Consider the following 15,766-nt stretch of genomic DNA (forward strand, 5'->3'; position numbering starts at 1 on the left):
GGTGCCTTTTTCTTTGCCGGTCCGGCGCGCGTTATTGCCCGACGGCGACCGTGAACACCACGCGGTTGTCGGCCAGCTTCCCCGAGTTGTCGCGGCCGTTGCCGTCCGTGCCGTAGTAGCCCAGGCCGAGGGTGAACAGGCCCCAGGTGCGGTTCACGCCGATGTTCCAGTCGGTGTAGTCCTTGGCAACACCGTCTTCGAACGTGCTGCGGCCGACGTTGGCGGTCAGGTTGAACTCATTGGGCAGCGTCCATTCGGTGCCTGCGGCGAAGTACCAGCCATCGGTGTCGGTGTTCCAGACATCGTTGGTGTAGGCCACGGTCACGTTGTAGTGCTCGGCGAAGCTGGTCTTGGTGATCAGCTCGGTGTACGCCAGTTCGCTGGAGCCGGGGTAGCTGTAGTGGTTGAGCATCACGTCGAAGTTGACGCTGTCGGTGACGTCCACGCCGTAGCCGATGAAGTAATCGACTTCGGCATCCGGTCCGCCGTCGCCGAAGTCCACGCCCGAACCCCACACACCGGCGTACAGGCCGACCGGCGAGGTGTAGGTGAAGCCGGCCTGCACGGTCGGGTCTTCGTCGGTCTGGGAGACACCGCGGAACACGTAATCGGACACGCCGGTCACGTTCCAGCTGAACGGCGATTCGGCCTCGTCCTGGGCACTGGCGGCAAACGGGGCAAGCAAGGCGGCGCAGAGCACAGCGGCGGCAGTACAGCGCGTGGTGTGGTTCATGCGGGGTCTCTCCGGGACGTGGGGTGGATGCAGCGCGTGTTTACGGATTCTTAACCTGATTGATATTGCGATGCAACAATCCCATCTGCAACCGTTTCCTGCGGTGGCCTGTAAAATCCCGGTTTTCCCGTGCCGATGACCGCCTGCCATGACCGATGCCCCGACCGCCCCGCTCACCCAGCACTATGTTGAGGAACTGGAGGCGATCCGCGCCCAGGGCCTGTTCAAGTCCGAGCGCGTCATCACCAGCCCGCAGTCGGCCGAGATCACCCTGGACGACGGCCGCACGGTGCTGAACTTCTGCGCCAACAACTACCTGGGACTGGCCGACCACCCGGACCTGATCCAGGCGGCCAAGGACGCGCTGGACAGCCACGGCTTCGGCATGGCCTCGGTGCGCTTCATCTGCGGCACCCAGGACCTGCACAAGCAGCTGGAGCAGCAGATCGCCGGCTTCTTCGGCAAGCAGGACACCATCCTGTACGCGGCCTGCTTCGACGCCAACGGCGGCCTGTTCGAGCCGCTGCTGGGCGAGAATGACGCGATCATCTCCGACGCGCTCAACCATGCCTCGATCATCGACGGCGTGCGCCTGTGCAAGGCCAAGCGCTTCCGCTACGCCAACTGCGACATGGCCGACCTGGAAGCCCAGCTGCAGGCGGCCGATGCGGCTGGCTGCCGCACCAAGCTGATCACCACCGACGGCGTGTTCTCGATGGACGGCTTCATTGCCCCGCTGGATGAGATCACCGCGCTGGCGAAGAAGTACAACGCGCTGGTGCACATCGACGAGTGCCACGCCACCGGCTTCCTGGGCGCCACCGGCCGCGGCTCGGCCGAGGTCAAGGGCGTGCTGGAGAAGATCGACATCATCACCGGCACCCTGGGCAAGGCCATGGGCGGCGCGCTGGGCGGCTTCACCACCGCCAGCGCCGAAGTGATCGAGCTGCTGCGCCAGCGTTCGCGCCCGTACCTGTTCTCCAACTCGCTGCCGCCGCACGTGGTCGCCGCCGGGATCAAGGCGTTCGACATGCTGGCCGCTGCCGACGACCTGCGCACCACGCTGGCCGACAACACCGCCTACTTCCGCCAGAAGATGACCGCCGCCGGCTTCGACGTGAAGCCCGGCGTGCACCCGATCAGCCCGGTGATGCTGTATGACGCGCCGCTGGCGCAGAAGTTCGCCGAACGCCTGCTCGAGGAAGGCATCTATGCGATCGGTTTCTTCTTCCCGGTCGTGCCCAAGGGCCAGGCCCGCATCCGCACCCAGATCAGCGCCGCGCACACCCGCGCACACCTGGACCGGGCGATTGATGCGTTCACCCGGATCGGCCTGGAGCTGGGCGTGATCAAGGGCTGACGCGCATCGCGCGTCATTTCTTTTTCTTCTTGCCCTTCGCGTCTTCCTTGCTGGCCACCACCACCGGCTTGGCCGCCGGCGTCGCATTCGGGTTGCCCTTGGCGACCCGGATGCCGTTTGCCTTCATCCACGCATCGAACTCGTCGGCGCTCATGCGCTTTTCGCCGTTGCTCATGTGGAAGCGATAGGCGCCCCGCCCATCGCGTTCGGTGGGCTGGATCTCCACGATCTTGTCGGTCACCGGCGGCGGCGTGGCCTTGGCCACCTCCTTATGGCCGCCGCAGGCGCTGAGCAGCGCGGCAGGCAGCAGCAGCCAGGCGCTGCGCAGCAGGGAACGGGTCAGGGGGTGGGCGTACATGGCATTCTCCCGGTAGGTGACGAAATCTCGGTCGCAGGCCATCCCTTGCCCAATCTCAGGTATCGGCCACGGCGACATCGGCCGTGGCGGTCAGCAGGTCCAGCTCGTGCGGCTCCAGTTCGCGCCAGGCACCCTTGGCCAGCGTGCCCAGCGGCAGGCGGCCGATGCCTACGCGCACCAGCCGCAGCACGTTGATGTCGAAGGCCGCCAGCAGGCGGCGGATATGGCGGTTGCGGCCTTCTTCCAGCACCACTTCCAGCCAGGCGGTCTTGTCGCCACTGCGCAGCAGGCGTGCCTGGCGGGCGCGCAGGAATTCGCCGTCGTCGTCCACGCCGCTGCACAGCGCAGCCAGCTGCGCGGCATCGGGAATGGCATCGATCTGGACGTGGTAGGTCTTGTCCGGCCCAGTGCTGGGGTCGGTCAGCCGCGCAGCCCACTGCGGGTCGTTGCTGAACAGCAGCAGGCCTTCACTGGCCTTGTCCAGCCGCCCGACCGGCGCCAGCCACGGCAGCCCCGCCCCATCGAAGCAGCGGTACACGGTGTCGCGGCCCTGCTCGTCCTGCGCGGTGGTGACCAGGCCGCGCGGCTTGTTGAGCACGATGTGCAGGCGGCGCGGTGCATCCAACGGCTGGCCATCGACACGCACCACGTGACGGCCGTCGATGATCGGGAATTCGGGGTTGTTGATGGTGCGCCCATCGACCGTCACCCGGCCCTCGCCGATCCAGCGCGCCGCTTCGGTGCGCGAGCACAGCCCGGCCTTGGACAGCACGCGCGCCAGCCCGTGGCGTGGCGCATCGCTGGGCTGGGCTGCAGGTCTGGCGGCAGCGGACGCACGCCGCGGATCGCGGCGTGGTCGAGCGGTGGGCGCGGCGGGGGGGCGACGGTTACGCATCGGGCGCCGCGCGCGTTGCTTACTTCTTGCCGCCCGGCTTGGTCTCAGCCGGTGCTTCGGCGGCCGGCGCGGGCGCGGGTGCAGCGGCGGCGGCCGCACGCGGCTTGACCACGCGCACGCCGCGCGACTTCATCCAGGCGTCGAACTCATCGGCGGTCATGCGCTTGCCGTTCTGGCTCATGTCGAAGCGCCACGGCGTGTTGTCGAACTCGGTCTGCGGCTTGTAGGCGGCCGGATCGTTCGGCTTGATCGCAGGAGCGCCCGGCATCGCCTTGGCGATGTTCTGGCAGCCATCGATGCGCAGGCGCTGCAGCACGCGGTCGAGCGACTGCTGCTGGTCGAAGTTGGAGGTCAGCACGCCGGCGGGCATGCCCAGCTGCACGTTGCGGATGTACAGCTCGGACGCCACCGGGGCGATCGCGGTGGCCGGCAACGGCAGCGGCTTGACGCTGGTGGCCGAAGCGGAGCAATCCACGGCTGCGTAAGCGGTGGGAACCAGGGCCAGGCCGAGTGCGGCGGCCAGTGCGATACGCAGCATGGGATGCATCCAGGAAAGAGGGTGACGCACCGAGTTTAACAGCGCCACAACGCCTTTCAAGATCCCACATTCAATGAATACGGCAACTTGTTGGATTTATTGTTGATTCCTGGCAAACAAGGCAAAAAAAAGGGCCCGGCAATGCCGGGCCCTTTCCTGAAACTGATGTTCCGGAACGATTAGTTCTGGACGTTCAGCTCGGTACGACGGTTCTTCTCGCTCTTGCAGGCCGGGAAGGTCTGCGGGGTCTGCTCCAGCGGACGGCTCTCGCCATAACCGATCGGACCGGCCAGACGGCTGGCGGCGACGCCGTTCTGGGTCAGATAGTTGTACACGGCGGTCGCACGACGCTCGGACAGCTTCTGGTTGTAGTCATCCTTGCCGCACAGGTCGGTGTGGCCAGCCACTTCGACGCGGATGTCCGGGTAACGCACCAGGATCTGGGTAGCTTCGGACAGGATCGCCACGGCGTCCGGACGCAGGTTCGACTTGTCGAAGTCGAAGTTGACGCCCTTCAGGTCGATGGAGACCGGCACCGGGCAACCGTCCGGACCGATGGTCTGACCCGGCTGCGAGTTCGGGCACTTGTCGTCGCAGTTGTTGACGCCGTCACCGTCGTCATCCAGGTCTGCGCAGCTCGGGGCAACCGGCGGCGGGGCAACAACGGCAGCAACCGGCGGCGGGCCCAGCGGGATCACGACGCCGACCGAGGCCAGCACGTCGCCGAACCAGCTTTCGTCCGCAGCGGCAATGCTCTTGTCGTCGAAGTCACCGCGGTAGGCCACTTCGGCGCGGACTGCAACGCGCTTTTCGAAGGTGGTCTGCAGGCCGACGCCGACCTTGGCGGCGAAGTTGCCGTCCTTGCGGTCACCCGGACGATCGTTCAGGCGCGAGAACTCTTCTTCCGACTTCTGGTAGCCCAGACCCATCAGCAGGTACGGGTTCCAGCCACGGCCTTCGGAGATGAAGTGGCGGCGCAGGTCGACCGAGGCGCCGTACTGGCTCCAGTTCAGGTCCTGGTTGTCGTCGAAGTTCGGGTTCTGGTAGTTCAGCTCGCCGTCCAGCGACCAGTTGGGGCTGATGAACTTGCCGAGACCCAGGGTAACGAACGGAGCGTCGTTGGTCGTACGGTCGCTATCCTGGAAGTTGAAGCCGGCCGAACCGGTCAGGTACCAGCGGTCATCAAAATCCTGCGCGGAGGCTGCCTGGGCAAACGCCAGGCCGCCCAGCAGCGCGGCAGTGAGGATCTTCTTGTTCATGTAATACAGCTCCTATTTCGGGGGTATGAAACCGGTAGAGGCATGGGCCAGCACTACTGCGTCGTTTAAGACTGCCGATTCAGCACGCCACCGCCGCGAACATTATGCTCAGGGGAGTGAAGGCGATGTTAACGGTCACGTAACATGTGAAATCAGCGACCAGACCTCCTCCGGGTCCAGCTGGTGGCACCCTATACAGGTTGGTGAACTTCCGCAAGACCCAACAATGGCAAGGCTTTTCAGGACTTTCCCAGAGTTTTCAAAGGCTCGCCACAGTATTTGATGCAGTTTGTCGCAGGCCGGCGATTCAGCTCGCAAACAGGTTCAAAAGCGACCTTATGATGACGTTGTTCATCTCCACAGGAGCTGCCATGAAAGCCGTCGGCCTCTCTCGGTACCTGCCCATCGACCACGTCGATTCGCTTCTTGACCTCGCGTTACCTGAACCCGGCGCGCCCCAGGGGCATGACGTTCTGGTGCGCGTTCATGCCGTCTCAGTGAATCCGGTCGACACCAAGCAGCGCGCGCCGCGCGCCGGTGAGGTGTCGCCCCCGCGCGTCCTGGGATTTGACGCTTCAGGCACCGTTGAAGCCGTGGGTGCGCACGTGACCGCGTTCGCTCCGGGCGACGAGGTGTATTACGCCGGCGACGTAACGCGACCCGGCAGCAATGCGCAGTGGCAGTGGGTGGATGAGCGCCTGGTGGGACGCAAGCCGACCACGCTGGATTTCGCTGAAGCCGCAGCGCTGCCACTGACTGTATTGACCGCATGGGAACTGCTGTTCGAGCGCATGCCGCTGCATTTCGATGATCGCCGCCACGTTGGCCAGACCCTGCTGGTCATCGGCGGTGCAGGCGGTGTCGGTTCCATCGCGATTCAACTGGCACGCCATGCCGGCTTCACCGTGGTGGCCACCGCATCGCGTGACGACTCGGCTGAATGGTGTCGCCGGATGGGCGCCGACCATGTGGTCGATCACCGCCAGCCGCTGCCGGCGCAGCTGCAGGCACTGGGCATTGCGCAGGTGGAGGTGGCGCTGAACCTGGCCGACACCGACCACTACTGGGAGGTGCTGGGCGAGCTGCTGGCACCGCAGGGGCATGTCGGCCTCATCGTGGAGCCGCGTGGCCCGCTGCGCATCGGCGATCCCTACAAGGCCAAGTGCATCGGCATCCATTGGGAATTCATGTTCGCCCGATCGCGATTCCAGACCGCCGACATGGTGGAACAGCACCGCATCCTCAGCCGGGTGGCCAGCCTGGTCGATGCCGGTGAACTGCGCAGCACCGCGCACACCTCGTTGGGCAGCATCAATGCGGCCAACCTGCGCGAAGCCCATCGCCTGCTGGAAGGCGGCGGGGTCACCGGCAAGCTGGTGCTGTCCGGCTGGGAGTGAGCGTCGGCGCGCACGGTGTGTGCGCGCTTTCGCCTGCATCTGTATCTGTCGGCGCGACAGCGCGCGCCCTACAGTCAAACGCCCTGTCGATGACGCCGCCATGCCCACCTCCCTGCCCCTGCGCCTGCTGCAACTGCTGATCGGCCTGTTCCTGTACGGGATGGGCGCGGCGGTGATGATCCGCGCCGCAATCGGCGTGGCGCCCTGGGATGTGCTCTCCCAGGGCATCGCGCTGCAGACGCCGCTGTCGTTCGGCGTAGCCACCAACGTGATCGGAGCGCTGGTGCTGCTGCTGTGGTGGCCGATCCGGCAGAAGCCGGGACTGGGCACGGTGCTGAACGTGCTGCTGATCGGCCCCAGCGCGCAGTTCGGCCTGTGGCTGCTGCCGGAAGTGCACGGGCTGGTGTGGCAGGTGCCGATGTTTGCCCTGGGGCTGCTGCTGGTGGCAGTCGCCACCGGCCTCTACATCGGTGCCCGTTTCGGACCGGGCCCGCGCGATGGCCTGATGACCGGCCTGCATGCCCGCACCGGCTGGCCGATCTGGCTGGTGCGCAGCCTGATCGAGGGCACCGTGCTGGTCATCGGCTGGTACCTGGGCGGCAACGTCGGCCTGGGCACCCTCGCCTTCGCGCTACTGATCGGCCCCCTGTGCGGCTACACGCTGCCCCTGTTTGGCGTGCGCAGACCGGAGCCGGCGCCCGCCCTGCGCTGACCCTTGCGTGCAATGGCGATACGCGGCACCCTTCGCACCTACCGTACGCAAGCGTATCTTCATGTCGCCAGCCGCCGAAACTCCCGCCTACCCCCACCTGTTCGCCCCGCTCGACCTGGGCTTCACCACCCTGCGCAACCGCATCCTGATGGGGTCCATGCACACCGGGCTGGAGGACCGCGCGCGCGACTTCCCGCGGCTGGCCGCGTACTTCGCCGAACGCGCGGCGGGTGGGGTCGGGCTGATCGTCACCGGCGGCTATGCGCCCAACGTGGTGGGCTGGCTCAAGCCGTTCGGCGGCAAGCTGTCCTGGCCGTGGGAAGTGGGTCCGCACCGCCAGCTCACCGCGGCGGTGCACGGCCATGACGGCAAGATCTGCCTGCAGCTGCTGCACGCCGGCCGTTACGCCTACCACCCCCTGTCGGTGGCGCCGTCGAAGAAGAAGGCGCCGATCAATCCGTTCACCCCCCGCGCGCTGTCGGCACGCGGCGTGGAACGGCATATCGCCGATTACGCGCGCAGCGCGCGGCTGGCCCGCGAAGCCGGCTACGACGGTGTGGAGGTGATGGGCTCGGAGGGCTACCTGATCAACGAGTTCATCGCCCCGCGCACCAACCTGCGCGGCGATCGCTGGGGCGGCGACGCTACCCGGCGCATGCAGTTCGCGGTGGAGATCGTGCGCCGCATCCGCGAAGCGTGCGGCCCGGATTTCATCATCATCTACCGGTTGTCACTGGTCGACCTGGTGGAGGACGGCAGCAACTGGGATGAGATCGTGCAGCAGGCCAAGGCCATTGAAGCGGCCGGCGCCACCCTGATCAATTCGGGCATCGGCTGGCATGAAGCACGCGTGCCCACCATCGCCACCTCGGTGCCGCGCGCGGCGTTTGCCGGGGTCACCGCCAAGCTCAAGCCGCATGTACGCGTGCCGGTGATCGCTACCAACCGCATCAACATGCCCGACGTGGCCGAACACATCCTGGCCGGTGGCGGTGCGGACATGGTGTCGCTGGCGCGGCCGCTGCTGGCCGACCCGGAATGGGCCAACAAGGCGCGGGCCGGTCGTGCGCACGCGATCAACACCTGCATCGCCTGCAACCAGGCATGCCTGGACCACGTGTTCGAGAACAAGACCGCCAGCTGCCTGGTCAACCCGCGCGCGGTGCACGAAACCGAACTGGTCTACCGCCCCACCACGGCCCCGAAGAAGGTCGCGGTGGTCGGTGCCGGTCCGGCCGGCCTTGCCTGCGCCACGGTGGCCGCCGAACGCGGGCATGCGGTCACCCTGTTCGACGCCGGCAGCGAGATCGGCGGCCAGTTCAACGTGGCCAAGCGCATTCCCGGCAAGGAAGAATTCCACGAAACGCTGCGCTACTTCCGCCACAAACTGGACGAAACTGGCGTGAGCGTGAAGCTCGATACCGTGGCCGACGTCGCCACGCTGGCCGGCTTCGATGCGGTGGTGGTCGCCACCGGCATCACCCCGCGCCAGGCCGACTTCCCCGGCGCCGACCATCCCAAGGTGGTCAGCTATCTCGATGTGCTGCTGGGCCGGGTGGAGGTTGGCGCGGAAGCGGCGATCATCGGTGCCGGTGGCATCGGCTTCGACGTGGGCGAGTTCCTGGTCCACGAGGGCCCCTCCCCCGCGCTGGATCCGGCCCGCTGGATGGCCGAATGGGGCGTTGACCCGAACTTCGAGGCACGTGGCGCGCTGGCCCGGCCGCAGCCCGAGCCCCCCGCCCGCAAGGTCTGGCTGCTGCAGCGCAGCCCGGGCAAGCCCGGCGCACGGCTGGGCAAGACCACCGGCTGGATCCACCGCGCCACGCTCAAGGCCAAGGGCGTGAAGATGCTGGGCGGCGTGGAATACCTGGGCGTGGACGACGACGGCCTGCGCATCCGCATCGATGGCCAGGAACAGACCCTGCCGGTGAGCCACGTGGTGGTCTGCGCCGGCCAGGAACCGCGCCGCGACCTGCATGCCGCACTGCTGGCCGCAGGCGTGGATGCGCACCTGATCGGCGGCGCCGATGTGGCCGCGGAACTGGATGCAAAGCGCGCGATCAACCAGGGCAGCCGCCTGGCGGCAGGCCTGTAACCGGCGTGCCGGCCACCGGCCGGCACTGCCTGAATGGGCGAAAATGGCCCCCTTCCGAACCTGAATGTCAAGCCTTTCGGTTCAGGATGCGTTGCGAAATCCCCCCCTATCGTGCGCCAACTTTCCCGCTCACCACCCAGTTCGAGTGAGCGCGCGGCCCCCACGTCTTTCGGGTGCCGCTCCCGGGCGGCCCCGATGGCCGCCTCCCCATGACGCCAAGTCGTACACCCCGCCCCATCCCGTTGATCGGATGGACAGCCAGGTGCGGCCCATACGGAGCAAGGAGATTTATGAAACTGGCCTGGATTCTCTGGCTGTCGCAGTTGTTGCCCCAGCCGGCCGCCGATTCGCTGTGCTTGAGCACGACCGTCTACCTCGAAGCGCGTGACCAGACTCTGCGCGGCCAGCAAGCCGTTGCGGAAGTGGCCCTGCGCCGGCTGGACAGCGGGCTGTGGGGCGATTCGATGTGCAAGGTGGTCACCGCACGCAAGCAGTTCGCACCGACCATCGTGGCGCCGGGCACCCAGCTGGGCAACACCGATGCGTGGGAAGAAGCCATGACGGTGGCCTTTGATGCCGAGCGCAACTGGGCGCTGCCGGAAGGCGAGCGCAAGGAAATCGTGCCCGGTGCCAGCCACTTCGCCGCGCTGTCCATCGCCAGCCCCAGCTGGCGCAATGCCTACCAGGTGGCCACCATCGGCGACCACACGTTCTATCGCGTGCAGAAACTCAAGCCACGCGCGTCGTAACGATCTGTTACGGCCATACCGTTGAGGATGCGGGGCCGGCTCTGGAATAGTGGGCCGCTTACCTTTCCTGCATTCCGACGGAGTTCCCCATGAAGCTGTACAGCAAGCCCGGTGCCTGCTCCACCGCCGACCACATCGCCCTGCAGTGGACCGGCCAGCCGTTCGAGGTGGAACTGCTCGACAAGGACACCCTGAAGGCCCCCGCCTATCTTGCGATCAATCCGGCCGGCTCGGTGCCGACCATCGTGGACGGCAGCTTCGTGCTGACCCAGAACGCGGCCATCATGGGCTACATCGCCGACAGCTACCCGCAGGCCGGCCTGGGCGGCGACGGCAGCCCGCAGCAGCGCGCTGAAGCCAACCGCTGGCTGGCCTTCGTCAACTCGGACGTGCACCCGGCGTTCTCCCCGCTGTTCGCACCAGCCAAGTTCATCGCCGATGACAGCCAGTACGACGCGATCCGCGACGCCGCCCGCAAGCGCCTGCGCGGCCTGTTCGAGACCGCCAACCGCCAGCTGGCCGACAAGCCCTGGCTGGCCGGCTTCCGCAGCTACGCCGACGCCTACTTCTACATCACCCTGCGCTGGGCAGCCGGTGCCAAGGTCGACCTGAGCGGCCTGGACAACCTGGCTGCGTTCAAGACCCGGATGGAAGCCGACACCGGCGTGCAGGCCGCGCTGAAGGCCGAAGGCCTGCAATAAACAAAAGTGGTGCGCGCGATCAGCCGATCTCGCGCACCACATTGCCCTGCGCATCGCGCAGTGCGGTCGGCACCACTTCCACCACCAGCGCCGTACCCGGTACGGAATAGCGCCCGCGCCCAGGCTGCACCTGCTGCTCCAGCGCATCCAGGCCCTGCGCAGTCAGCGTGCAGCGCACGCCCTCCCCGTCCTTGGCGACAGCATCGCGGTCACCGGGGGCGAACACCCACTCGTGTTCGCGGCTGACGATGGTCAACGGATTGCCATGGCGCAGGCGCAGCGGCAGCAGTTCAAGCACATTGGGCACCTGCCCCGCACCCAGCACCAGCACGACCTGCTTGCCTTCTTCGCGCCAGGCCAGGGTCTCCACGAACAGGACCGCGGTACTGGACCCTTCGCGTTCGCTGCCTTCCTGCAGTTGCCGTACCAGCGCCGGGTCATCCAGCAGGCTGGCACGGTGCAGGTCGGTGATCCACAACGGCATGCGCGGCGCCAATGCCTGCAGCACCCCGTCGGTCGACCAGCGCTTGATCGCCGCCATCTCGTCGTCGCTCAGCCCGATCACCTGCAGGAACGCCAGTTCACCATTGGGCGTGGCCCGCGCCGGCAGCTGCGGATCGGGCATGAAGGCCAGGTGGCGCAGGCAGGTGTCGGTATCCAGCGCGATCGGACCGTTGGCATTCATGTGGTGCCCGGCCTCGAACACGTTGCCGCTGCCGAACACGTAGCGCGCCAGGTTCTGCAGCAGGTTCATCGGCCATGCCGGCGGGGTGTCATCGCCGCTGTCGATGGCCAGGCGGAAGGTGAGCTCGAAGCCGAAGCCGCTGCTGTCAGCGTCATCGCTCTGCTTGTCGTACAGCTCGGAGAAACCGTAGGTGACGTAATGCCAGTGCGGGCGCGGCAGCTCGGCACGGTACACGCTGATGCCATCGAGCGGATCGCGCCCACCCAGCGTGTACGGCAGCGCGGTGCCGTAATGGCGCGGCTCCTGGCCGGGGTACAGCGCGGCCAGGGCCGCGTTGATGGCGTCCCAGCCCGGGGTGCCGTCGTCGTTGCCGGCGTCGAGGCTGTTGTCGATGTGTTGTTCGTCCACGCGCTGCTCCTGGCGCCCCGGAAGGACGCCAATGTACGCCATCATCGCTGCGCCGTGCCGCTCTCCTCAGGCGGGCTGCGCATCGCTGTGCAGCAGCGCGCGGGTTTCCTCCAGCCAGCGGTTGGCCAACGCGGGACTCTTCGCCTTGGACACGGCGGCGGCCATCTCCGGCCACAGTTTTTCCAGGCTGGCCGCATCGGTACAGCGCTCGATCTTGAGCTGCATGAAGTAGCCCTTCAGGCCGAGATGCCTGCGGACCGATTCGCTCATCCAGTCATACAGCTGCCTGTACAGCACCGGGTCCTGTTCGCGACCGGAGGTCAGCGCCCGTGGCGCGGCTGGCGCCAGCGCACCACCGACCACTTCGATCAGGCCCATCTCCGCCAGCTGGGCCAGCGCGTCGTCCGGCGCGCGCAGCCCGGGCAGCATCGCGGTCAATTCGTTGTCATCGCGCTGACCATCAACCATCAGCAGAATGGAGCGCAACCCCGGCACCAGCCGGCGCGCGCGGTCTTCGATTTCCTGACGGCCAGCGGCCGTCTTGGCATGGATGTACGCCATGTGTTCCCCCTGTTACCTGGTCCCCCTGCACGCACGCTCCCCGGCGGTCACCGGAACCCGTACGCCCCCTTGCGGTCGTCCAGACAGCAGCCCGGGCCGCGCACGCCATCCCCGGCGTGTCGCGCATCGGACCCACAACGATCACCCCCGCAGCTTAACCGAGGTCCCGCGCGGCGGATAATGCACCGCAGCACGGGACACGGTCGCTGGGCGTCGGAGGGAGTTACCGCCCCAGCGCCCTGCGGATCTCGTCCAGCGCGCCGGGGTCGTCCAGGGTGGACAGGTCGCCCGGGTCGCGATGCTCGGCCAGGGCCTGCAGTGAACGGCGCAGCAGCTTGCCCGAGCGGGTCTTGGGCAGGGCGTTGACCAGGTGGATGTGCGCCGGGCGCGCGACCGCGCCCAAGGTATCGGTCACGCGCTTCATCATCTCGGCCACCACCGCGCTGCCATCGCCGTCGACCGCCTGCTTGAGGGTGACGAAGACCAGCGGCACCTGGCCCTTGAGCTCGTCCTTGACCCCGATCACCGCCGCCTCGGCCACCAGCGGGTGCCCGGAGATGCATTCCTCGATTTCGCGCGTGCCCAGCCGGTGTCCGGCTACGTTGATCACATCGTCGGTGCGGCCAAGGATGAAGGTGTAGCCGTCTTCGTCGCGGATCGCCCAGTCCAGCGAGCTGTACAGCAGTTCCTTGAAGTGGCTGAAATAGCTCTGGATGAAACGGTCGTCGTCGTTCCAGACCGTGCTCATGCAGCCCGGCGGCAGCGGCGGCACCATCACCAGCACGCCCTTCTGCCCGGCCTGCACTTCGGCGCCGGTGTTCTCATCGATCACCTTCATGCGGTAACCGAGGTTGGGGAAGCCCGGCGAACCGAAACGCACCGGCTTGAGGTCCACGCCCGGCAGCAGGGTCAGCGCCGGCCAGCCGGTTTCGGTCTGCCAGTAGTTGTCGATGATCGGCTTGCCCAGCGCATCGTTGATCCAGTGCGCGGTCGGCTCGTCCAGTGGCTCGCCGGCAAGGAACACGTACCTGAGTGCATCGAGGTCATGGCGTCGGATGAAGTCGGCATCGTGCTTCTTCAGCACACGGATCGCGGTCGGCGACGAGAACAACGTGCGAACGCCGTACTGCTCGCACAGCGCCCACCAGATGCCCGGATCCGGGTTGGTGGGCAGCCCTTCGTACAACAGCGAGGTGCAGCCGCCGATCAAAGGGCCGTATACGTTGTAGGAGTGCCCCACCGCCCAGCCGACGTCCGAGGTGGAGAACATCACCTGGCCCGGCCTGCAGTCGAACACGGTTTCCATGGACTGCGCCATCGCCACCGCATAGCCACCCACGTCGCGCTGCACACCCTTGGGCTTGCCGGTGGTGCCGGAGGTATACAGCAGGTAGCTGGGTTCGCTTGATTCCAACCAGACCACCGGCACGTCCTGGTCGCCGACTTCGTCGCGCAGGGTCGCGTAGTCGACGTCACGGCCCGGCACCTTCGGCTCGGCCGGGTCCAGCCCGCGCGAGACGATCAGCACGTGCGGCGGCGGCGACTGCGCTTCGGCGCAGGCCGCATCCACCATCGCCTTGTATGGAATCACCTTGCCGCCGCGCTTGCCGGCATCGGCGGCGATCAGCAGCTTGGGCGCGGCATCGTCGATGCGCAGCGCCAGGTTGTGCGCGGCAAACCCACCGAACACCACCGAGTGGATGGCGCCGATGCGGGCGCAGGCCAGCATGGCGAAGACCGCCTCGGCCATGTTCGGCATGTAGATCACCACGCGGTCGCCGCGCTGCACATCCAGCCGCTGCAGCACGGCGGCGAACGCATTCACTTCGCGGTACAGCTCGCGGTAGGTGATTTCGCGGGTGACGTTGGTCTCGGTGGAAATGGCCACCAGCGCCAGCTGGTCGGGGCGCTCGGCCAGGTGCCGGTCCACCGCGTTGTAGCAGAGGTTGGTCTGGCCACCCACGTACCAGCGCCGGAATGGCGGGTTGCTGTAATCCAGGATCTGCTGCGGCGGTACATGCCAGTAGATCCGGTGCGCTTCCTCGGCCCAGAACGCTTCGGGTTCCTCCACCGACCGACGGTAAACCTCTTCGTAACGCATGACAGCCCTCCCAGACAAAGTCATGGGATCGAGCATAGTCCGATGGCGGTGGACCGGCCGTCCGACCTTGGTCGTAGGCGGGCCCGGTGCTACCGGCTCCGGATCCGGCTTCCACCACTGATCAGCTGCTGCGCCATCGGCCGTGCGATGAAACGCGCGGGGAAGATCGGTGCCGGCGCGCTCGCCGCGTCCAGGCGTTGCAGCTGCGCATCACTGAACACGATGTCCAGCGCACCGATATTGTCCTGGAACTGCGCCAGGGTGCGCGCGCCCATGACCGGCGAGACCACGGCCGGATGCCGCAGCGTCCAGGCCAGGGCGACCTGCGAACGGCTGGCACCCAGCTCCTCGGCGATCGCACCGACGACGTCGGCGATATCCAGGGCGCGCCCGGTAAGATGTCCGGTGGACGCGATCACGCCCTTGCGCGTGGGCGATACGTCGGCGGCATTGTCGTCGGTCAGATCCGCGCGGCTGTACTTGCCGGTGAGCACCCCGCCGCCCAGCGGCGACCAGGGCAGCACGCCGAGACCGAGCGCTTCGGCCATCGGCATCAACTCGTGCTCGACGGTACGCTCGAGCAGGCTGTACTCGATCTGCAGCGCGACGAACGGCGACCAGCCGCGCAGGTCGGCCAGGGTCTGCATCTGCGCCACGCGCCATGTCGGCGTGTTGCAGATGCCCAGGTAAAGCACCTTGCCCGCGCGGACCAGATCGTCGAGCGCGCGCATCACCTCCTGCGGCGATGTCGTGAAGTCCCACGCGTGCAGGTACAGCAGGTCGACGCGATCGGTATCGAGCTGGCGCAGGCTGGTTTCCACGGAGCGCACCAGGTTGAGGCGGTGGTTGCCGCCGGCATTGGGATTGCCCGCCTCGCGCGCCATGGTGAACTTGGTGGCGAGCACGATGCGTTCGCGCATGGCCCTGATCAGCCGGCCGAGGATGCGTTCGGCGCTGCCGTTGGTGTAGTTCACGGCGGTGTCGATGAAGTTGCCGCCACGCTCGACATACGCATCGAAGATGCGCGCGGCCTCGGCGTCGTCGGCGCCCCAGCCCCAGTCGGCACCGAAGGTCATGGTGCCCAACGAGAGCGGCGACACGCGCAGGCCGGATCGTCCGAGCAGGCGGTAGTGATTGAGGGCGGTGGTGGTCATCGGCAGGGCCTCGGGCCAGGGAAGTGCCGGGAATCTTCCGGCGGCGGCTCCGGGAGGCGA

15 protein-coding genes are annotated in these 15,766 nt (G+C 67.0%); 6 read left to right on the forward strand and 9 right to left on the reverse strand.

All coding sequences use genetic code 11. The features are described 5' to 3' along the window. Positions 1-31 precede the first annotated feature (31 nt). Positions 32-733, reverse strand: a complete 702-nt coding sequence (locus QE395_RS14365) for a TorF family putative porin (RefSeq protein WP_095364530.1) — start codon at positions 731-733, stop codon at positions 32-34. A gap of 148 nt (positions 734-881) precedes the next feature. Between QE395_RS14365 and kbl the strand changes: the two genes are divergently transcribed. Further along, a complete protein-coding gene (gene kbl, locus QE395_RS14370; protein ID WP_068849526.1) occupies positions 882-2,093 on the forward strand; it encodes a glycine C-acetyltransferase in 1,212 nt (403 codons plus the stop codon). Between the two features lie 13 nt (positions 2,094-2,106). Here the strand turns inward: kbl and QE395_RS14375 are convergent, their stop codons facing one another. The 4 genes from QE395_RS14375 to QE395_RS14390 form a co-directional block, all read right to left on the reverse strand. After that, positions 2,107-2,451 (reverse strand): hypothetical protein, encoded by a 345-nt coding sequence (locus tag QE395_RS14375; RefSeq protein WP_095364542.1) that lies wholly within the window; start codon positions 2,449-2,451, stop codon positions 2,107-2,109. Between the two features lie 55 nt (positions 2,452-2,506). Then, positions 2,507-3,346, reverse strand: coding sequence for a pseudouridine synthase (locus tag QE395_RS14380; RefSeq protein WP_095364529.1), 840 nt, complete (start codon positions 3,344-3,346; stop codon positions 2,507-2,509). Between the two features lie 19 nt (positions 3,347-3,365). Further along, complete coding sequence (locus QE395_RS14385; RefSeq protein ID WP_068849519.1) at positions 3,366-3,884, reverse strand: hypothetical protein; 519 nt, start codon at positions 3,882-3,884, stop codon at positions 3,366-3,368. A gap of 179 nt (positions 3,885-4,063) precedes the next feature. After that, complete coding sequence (locus QE395_RS14390) at positions 4,064-5,143, reverse strand: OmpA family protein (protein WP_068849517.1); 1,080 nt, start codon at positions 5,141-5,143, stop codon at positions 4,064-4,066. A gap of 371 nt (positions 5,144-5,514) precedes the next feature. Between QE395_RS14390 and QE395_RS14395 the strand changes: the two genes are divergently transcribed. The 5 genes from QE395_RS14395 (at position 5,515) to QE395_RS14415 (ending at position 10,797) form a co-directional block, all read left to right on the forward strand. Continuing rightward, entirely contained in the window at positions 5,515-6,540 is a 1,026-nt protein-coding gene (locus QE395_RS14395; protein ID WP_095364528.1) for a zinc-binding alcohol dehydrogenase family protein, read from the forward strand. A gap of 100 nt (positions 6,541-6,640) precedes the next feature. Then, on the forward strand, positions 6,641-7,252 hold the full coding sequence (locus tag QE395_RS14400) for a hypothetical protein (RefSeq protein ID WP_068849513.1): 612 nt from the start codon (positions 6,641-6,643) through the stop codon (positions 7,250-7,252). A 61-nt stretch (positions 7,253-7,313) separates the two neighbouring features. Continuing rightward, positions 7,314-9,347, forward strand: coding sequence for an NADPH-dependent 2,4-dienoyl-CoA reductase (locus QE395_RS14405; RefSeq protein ID WP_306989731.1), 2,034 nt, complete (start codon positions 7,314-7,316; stop codon positions 9,345-9,347). 290 nt (positions 9,348-9,637) lie between these two features. Then, a complete protein-coding gene (locus tag QE395_RS14410; RefSeq protein WP_068849509.1) occupies positions 9,638-10,096 on the forward strand; it encodes a cell wall hydrolase in 459 nt (152 codons plus the stop codon). Positions 10,097-10,185: 89 nt separating this feature from the next. Beyond that, entirely contained in the window at positions 10,186-10,797 is a 612-nt protein-coding gene (locus tag QE395_RS14415; RefSeq protein WP_249833803.1) for a glutathione S-transferase N-terminal domain-containing protein, read from the forward strand. A 19-nt stretch (positions 10,798-10,816) separates the two neighbouring features. On the opposite strand, the gene QE395_RS14420 is transcribed toward QE395_RS14415, so the two are convergent. The 4 genes from QE395_RS14420 to QE395_RS14435 all read right to left on the reverse strand — a co-directional run bounded on the left by QE395_RS14420 (position 10,817) and on the right by QE395_RS14435 (position 15,706). After that, positions 10,817-11,890, reverse strand: coding sequence for a suppressor of fused domain protein (locus QE395_RS14420; protein WP_306989733.1), 1,074 nt, complete (start codon positions 11,888-11,890; stop codon positions 10,817-10,819). 66 nt (positions 11,891-11,956) lie between these two features. Continuing rightward, complete coding sequence (locus QE395_RS14425) at positions 11,957-12,451, reverse strand: hypothetical protein (protein WP_306989734.1); 495 nt, start codon at positions 12,449-12,451, stop codon at positions 11,957-11,959. A gap of 223 nt (positions 12,452-12,674) precedes the next feature. Beyond that, on the reverse strand, positions 12,675-14,552 hold the full coding sequence (gene prpE, locus QE395_RS14430) for a propionate--CoA ligase (RefSeq protein ID WP_095364525.1): 1,878 nt from the start codon (positions 14,550-14,552) through the stop codon (positions 12,675-12,677). 89 nt (positions 14,553-14,641) lie between these two features. After that, the gene (locus tag QE395_RS14435) at positions 14,642-15,706 is read right to left on the reverse strand and encodes an aldo/keto reductase (protein ID WP_306989737.1); all 1,065 of its coding nucleotides are present in this window, start codon (positions 15,704-15,706) and stop codon (positions 14,642-14,644) included. Positions 15,707-15,766: the final 60 nt, after the last annotated feature.

Origin of the sequence: Stenotrophomonas sp. SORGH_AS_0282 (assembly GCF_030818125.1) — a bacterium.
Lineage (GTDB): Bacteria > Pseudomonadota > Gammaproteobacteria > Xanthomonadales > Xanthomonadaceae > Stenotrophomonas > Stenotrophomonas rhizophila_A.

What these genes read in the sequence shown, in the direction of transcription:
- QE395_RS14365 (WP_095364530.1), bottom strand. Translation starts at nt 733, where the DNA reads ATGAACCACACCACGCGCTGTACTGCCGCCGCTGTGCTCTGCGCCGCC.
- kbl (WP_068849526.1), top strand. Translation starts at nt 882, where the DNA reads ATGACCGATGCCCCGACCGCCCCGCTCACCCAGCACTATGTTGAGGAA.
- QE395_RS14375 (WP_095364542.1), bottom strand. Translation starts at nt 2,451, where the DNA reads ATGTACGCCCACCCCCTGACCCGTTCCCTGCTGCGCAGCGCCTGGCTG.
- QE395_RS14380 (WP_095364529.1), bottom strand. Translation starts at nt 3,346, where the DNA reads ATGCGTAACCGTCGCCCCCCCGCCGCGCCCACCGCTCGACCACGCCGC.
- QE395_RS14385 (WP_068849519.1), bottom strand. Translation starts at nt 3,884, where the DNA reads ATGCTGCGTATCGCACTGGCCGCCGCACTCGGCCTGGCCCTGGTTCCC.
- QE395_RS14390 (WP_068849517.1), bottom strand. Translation starts at nt 5,143, where the DNA reads ATGAACAAGAAGATCCTCACTGCCGCGCTGCTGGGCGGCCTGGCGTTT.
- QE395_RS14395 (WP_095364528.1), top strand. Translation starts at nt 5,515, where the DNA reads ATGAAAGCCGTCGGCCTCTCTCGGTACCTGCCCATCGACCACGTCGAT.
- QE395_RS14400 (WP_068849513.1), top strand. Translation starts at nt 6,641, where the DNA reads ATGCCCACCTCCCTGCCCCTGCGCCTGCTGCAACTGCTGATCGGCCTG.
- QE395_RS14405 (WP_306989731.1), top strand. Translation starts at nt 7,314, where the DNA reads ATGTCGCCAGCCGCCGAAACTCCCGCCTACCCCCACCTGTTCGCCCCG.
- QE395_RS14410 (WP_068849509.1), top strand. Translation starts at nt 9,638, where the DNA reads ATGAAACTGGCCTGGATTCTCTGGCTGTCGCAGTTGTTGCCCCAGCCG.
- QE395_RS14415 (WP_249833803.1), top strand. Translation starts at nt 10,186, where the DNA reads ATGAAGCTGTACAGCAAGCCCGGTGCCTGCTCCACCGCCGACCACATC.
- QE395_RS14425 (WP_306989734.1), bottom strand. Translation starts at nt 12,451, where the DNA reads ATGGCGTACATCCATGCCAAGACGGCCGCTGGCCGTCAGGAAATCGAA.
- prpE (WP_095364525.1), bottom strand. Translation starts at nt 14,552, where the DNA reads ATGCGTTACGAAGAGGTTTACCGTCGGTCGGTGGAGGAACCCGAAGCG.
- QE395_RS14435 (WP_306989737.1), bottom strand. Translation starts at nt 15,706, where the DNA reads ATGACCACCACCGCCCTCAATCACTACCGCCTGCTCGGACGATCCGGC.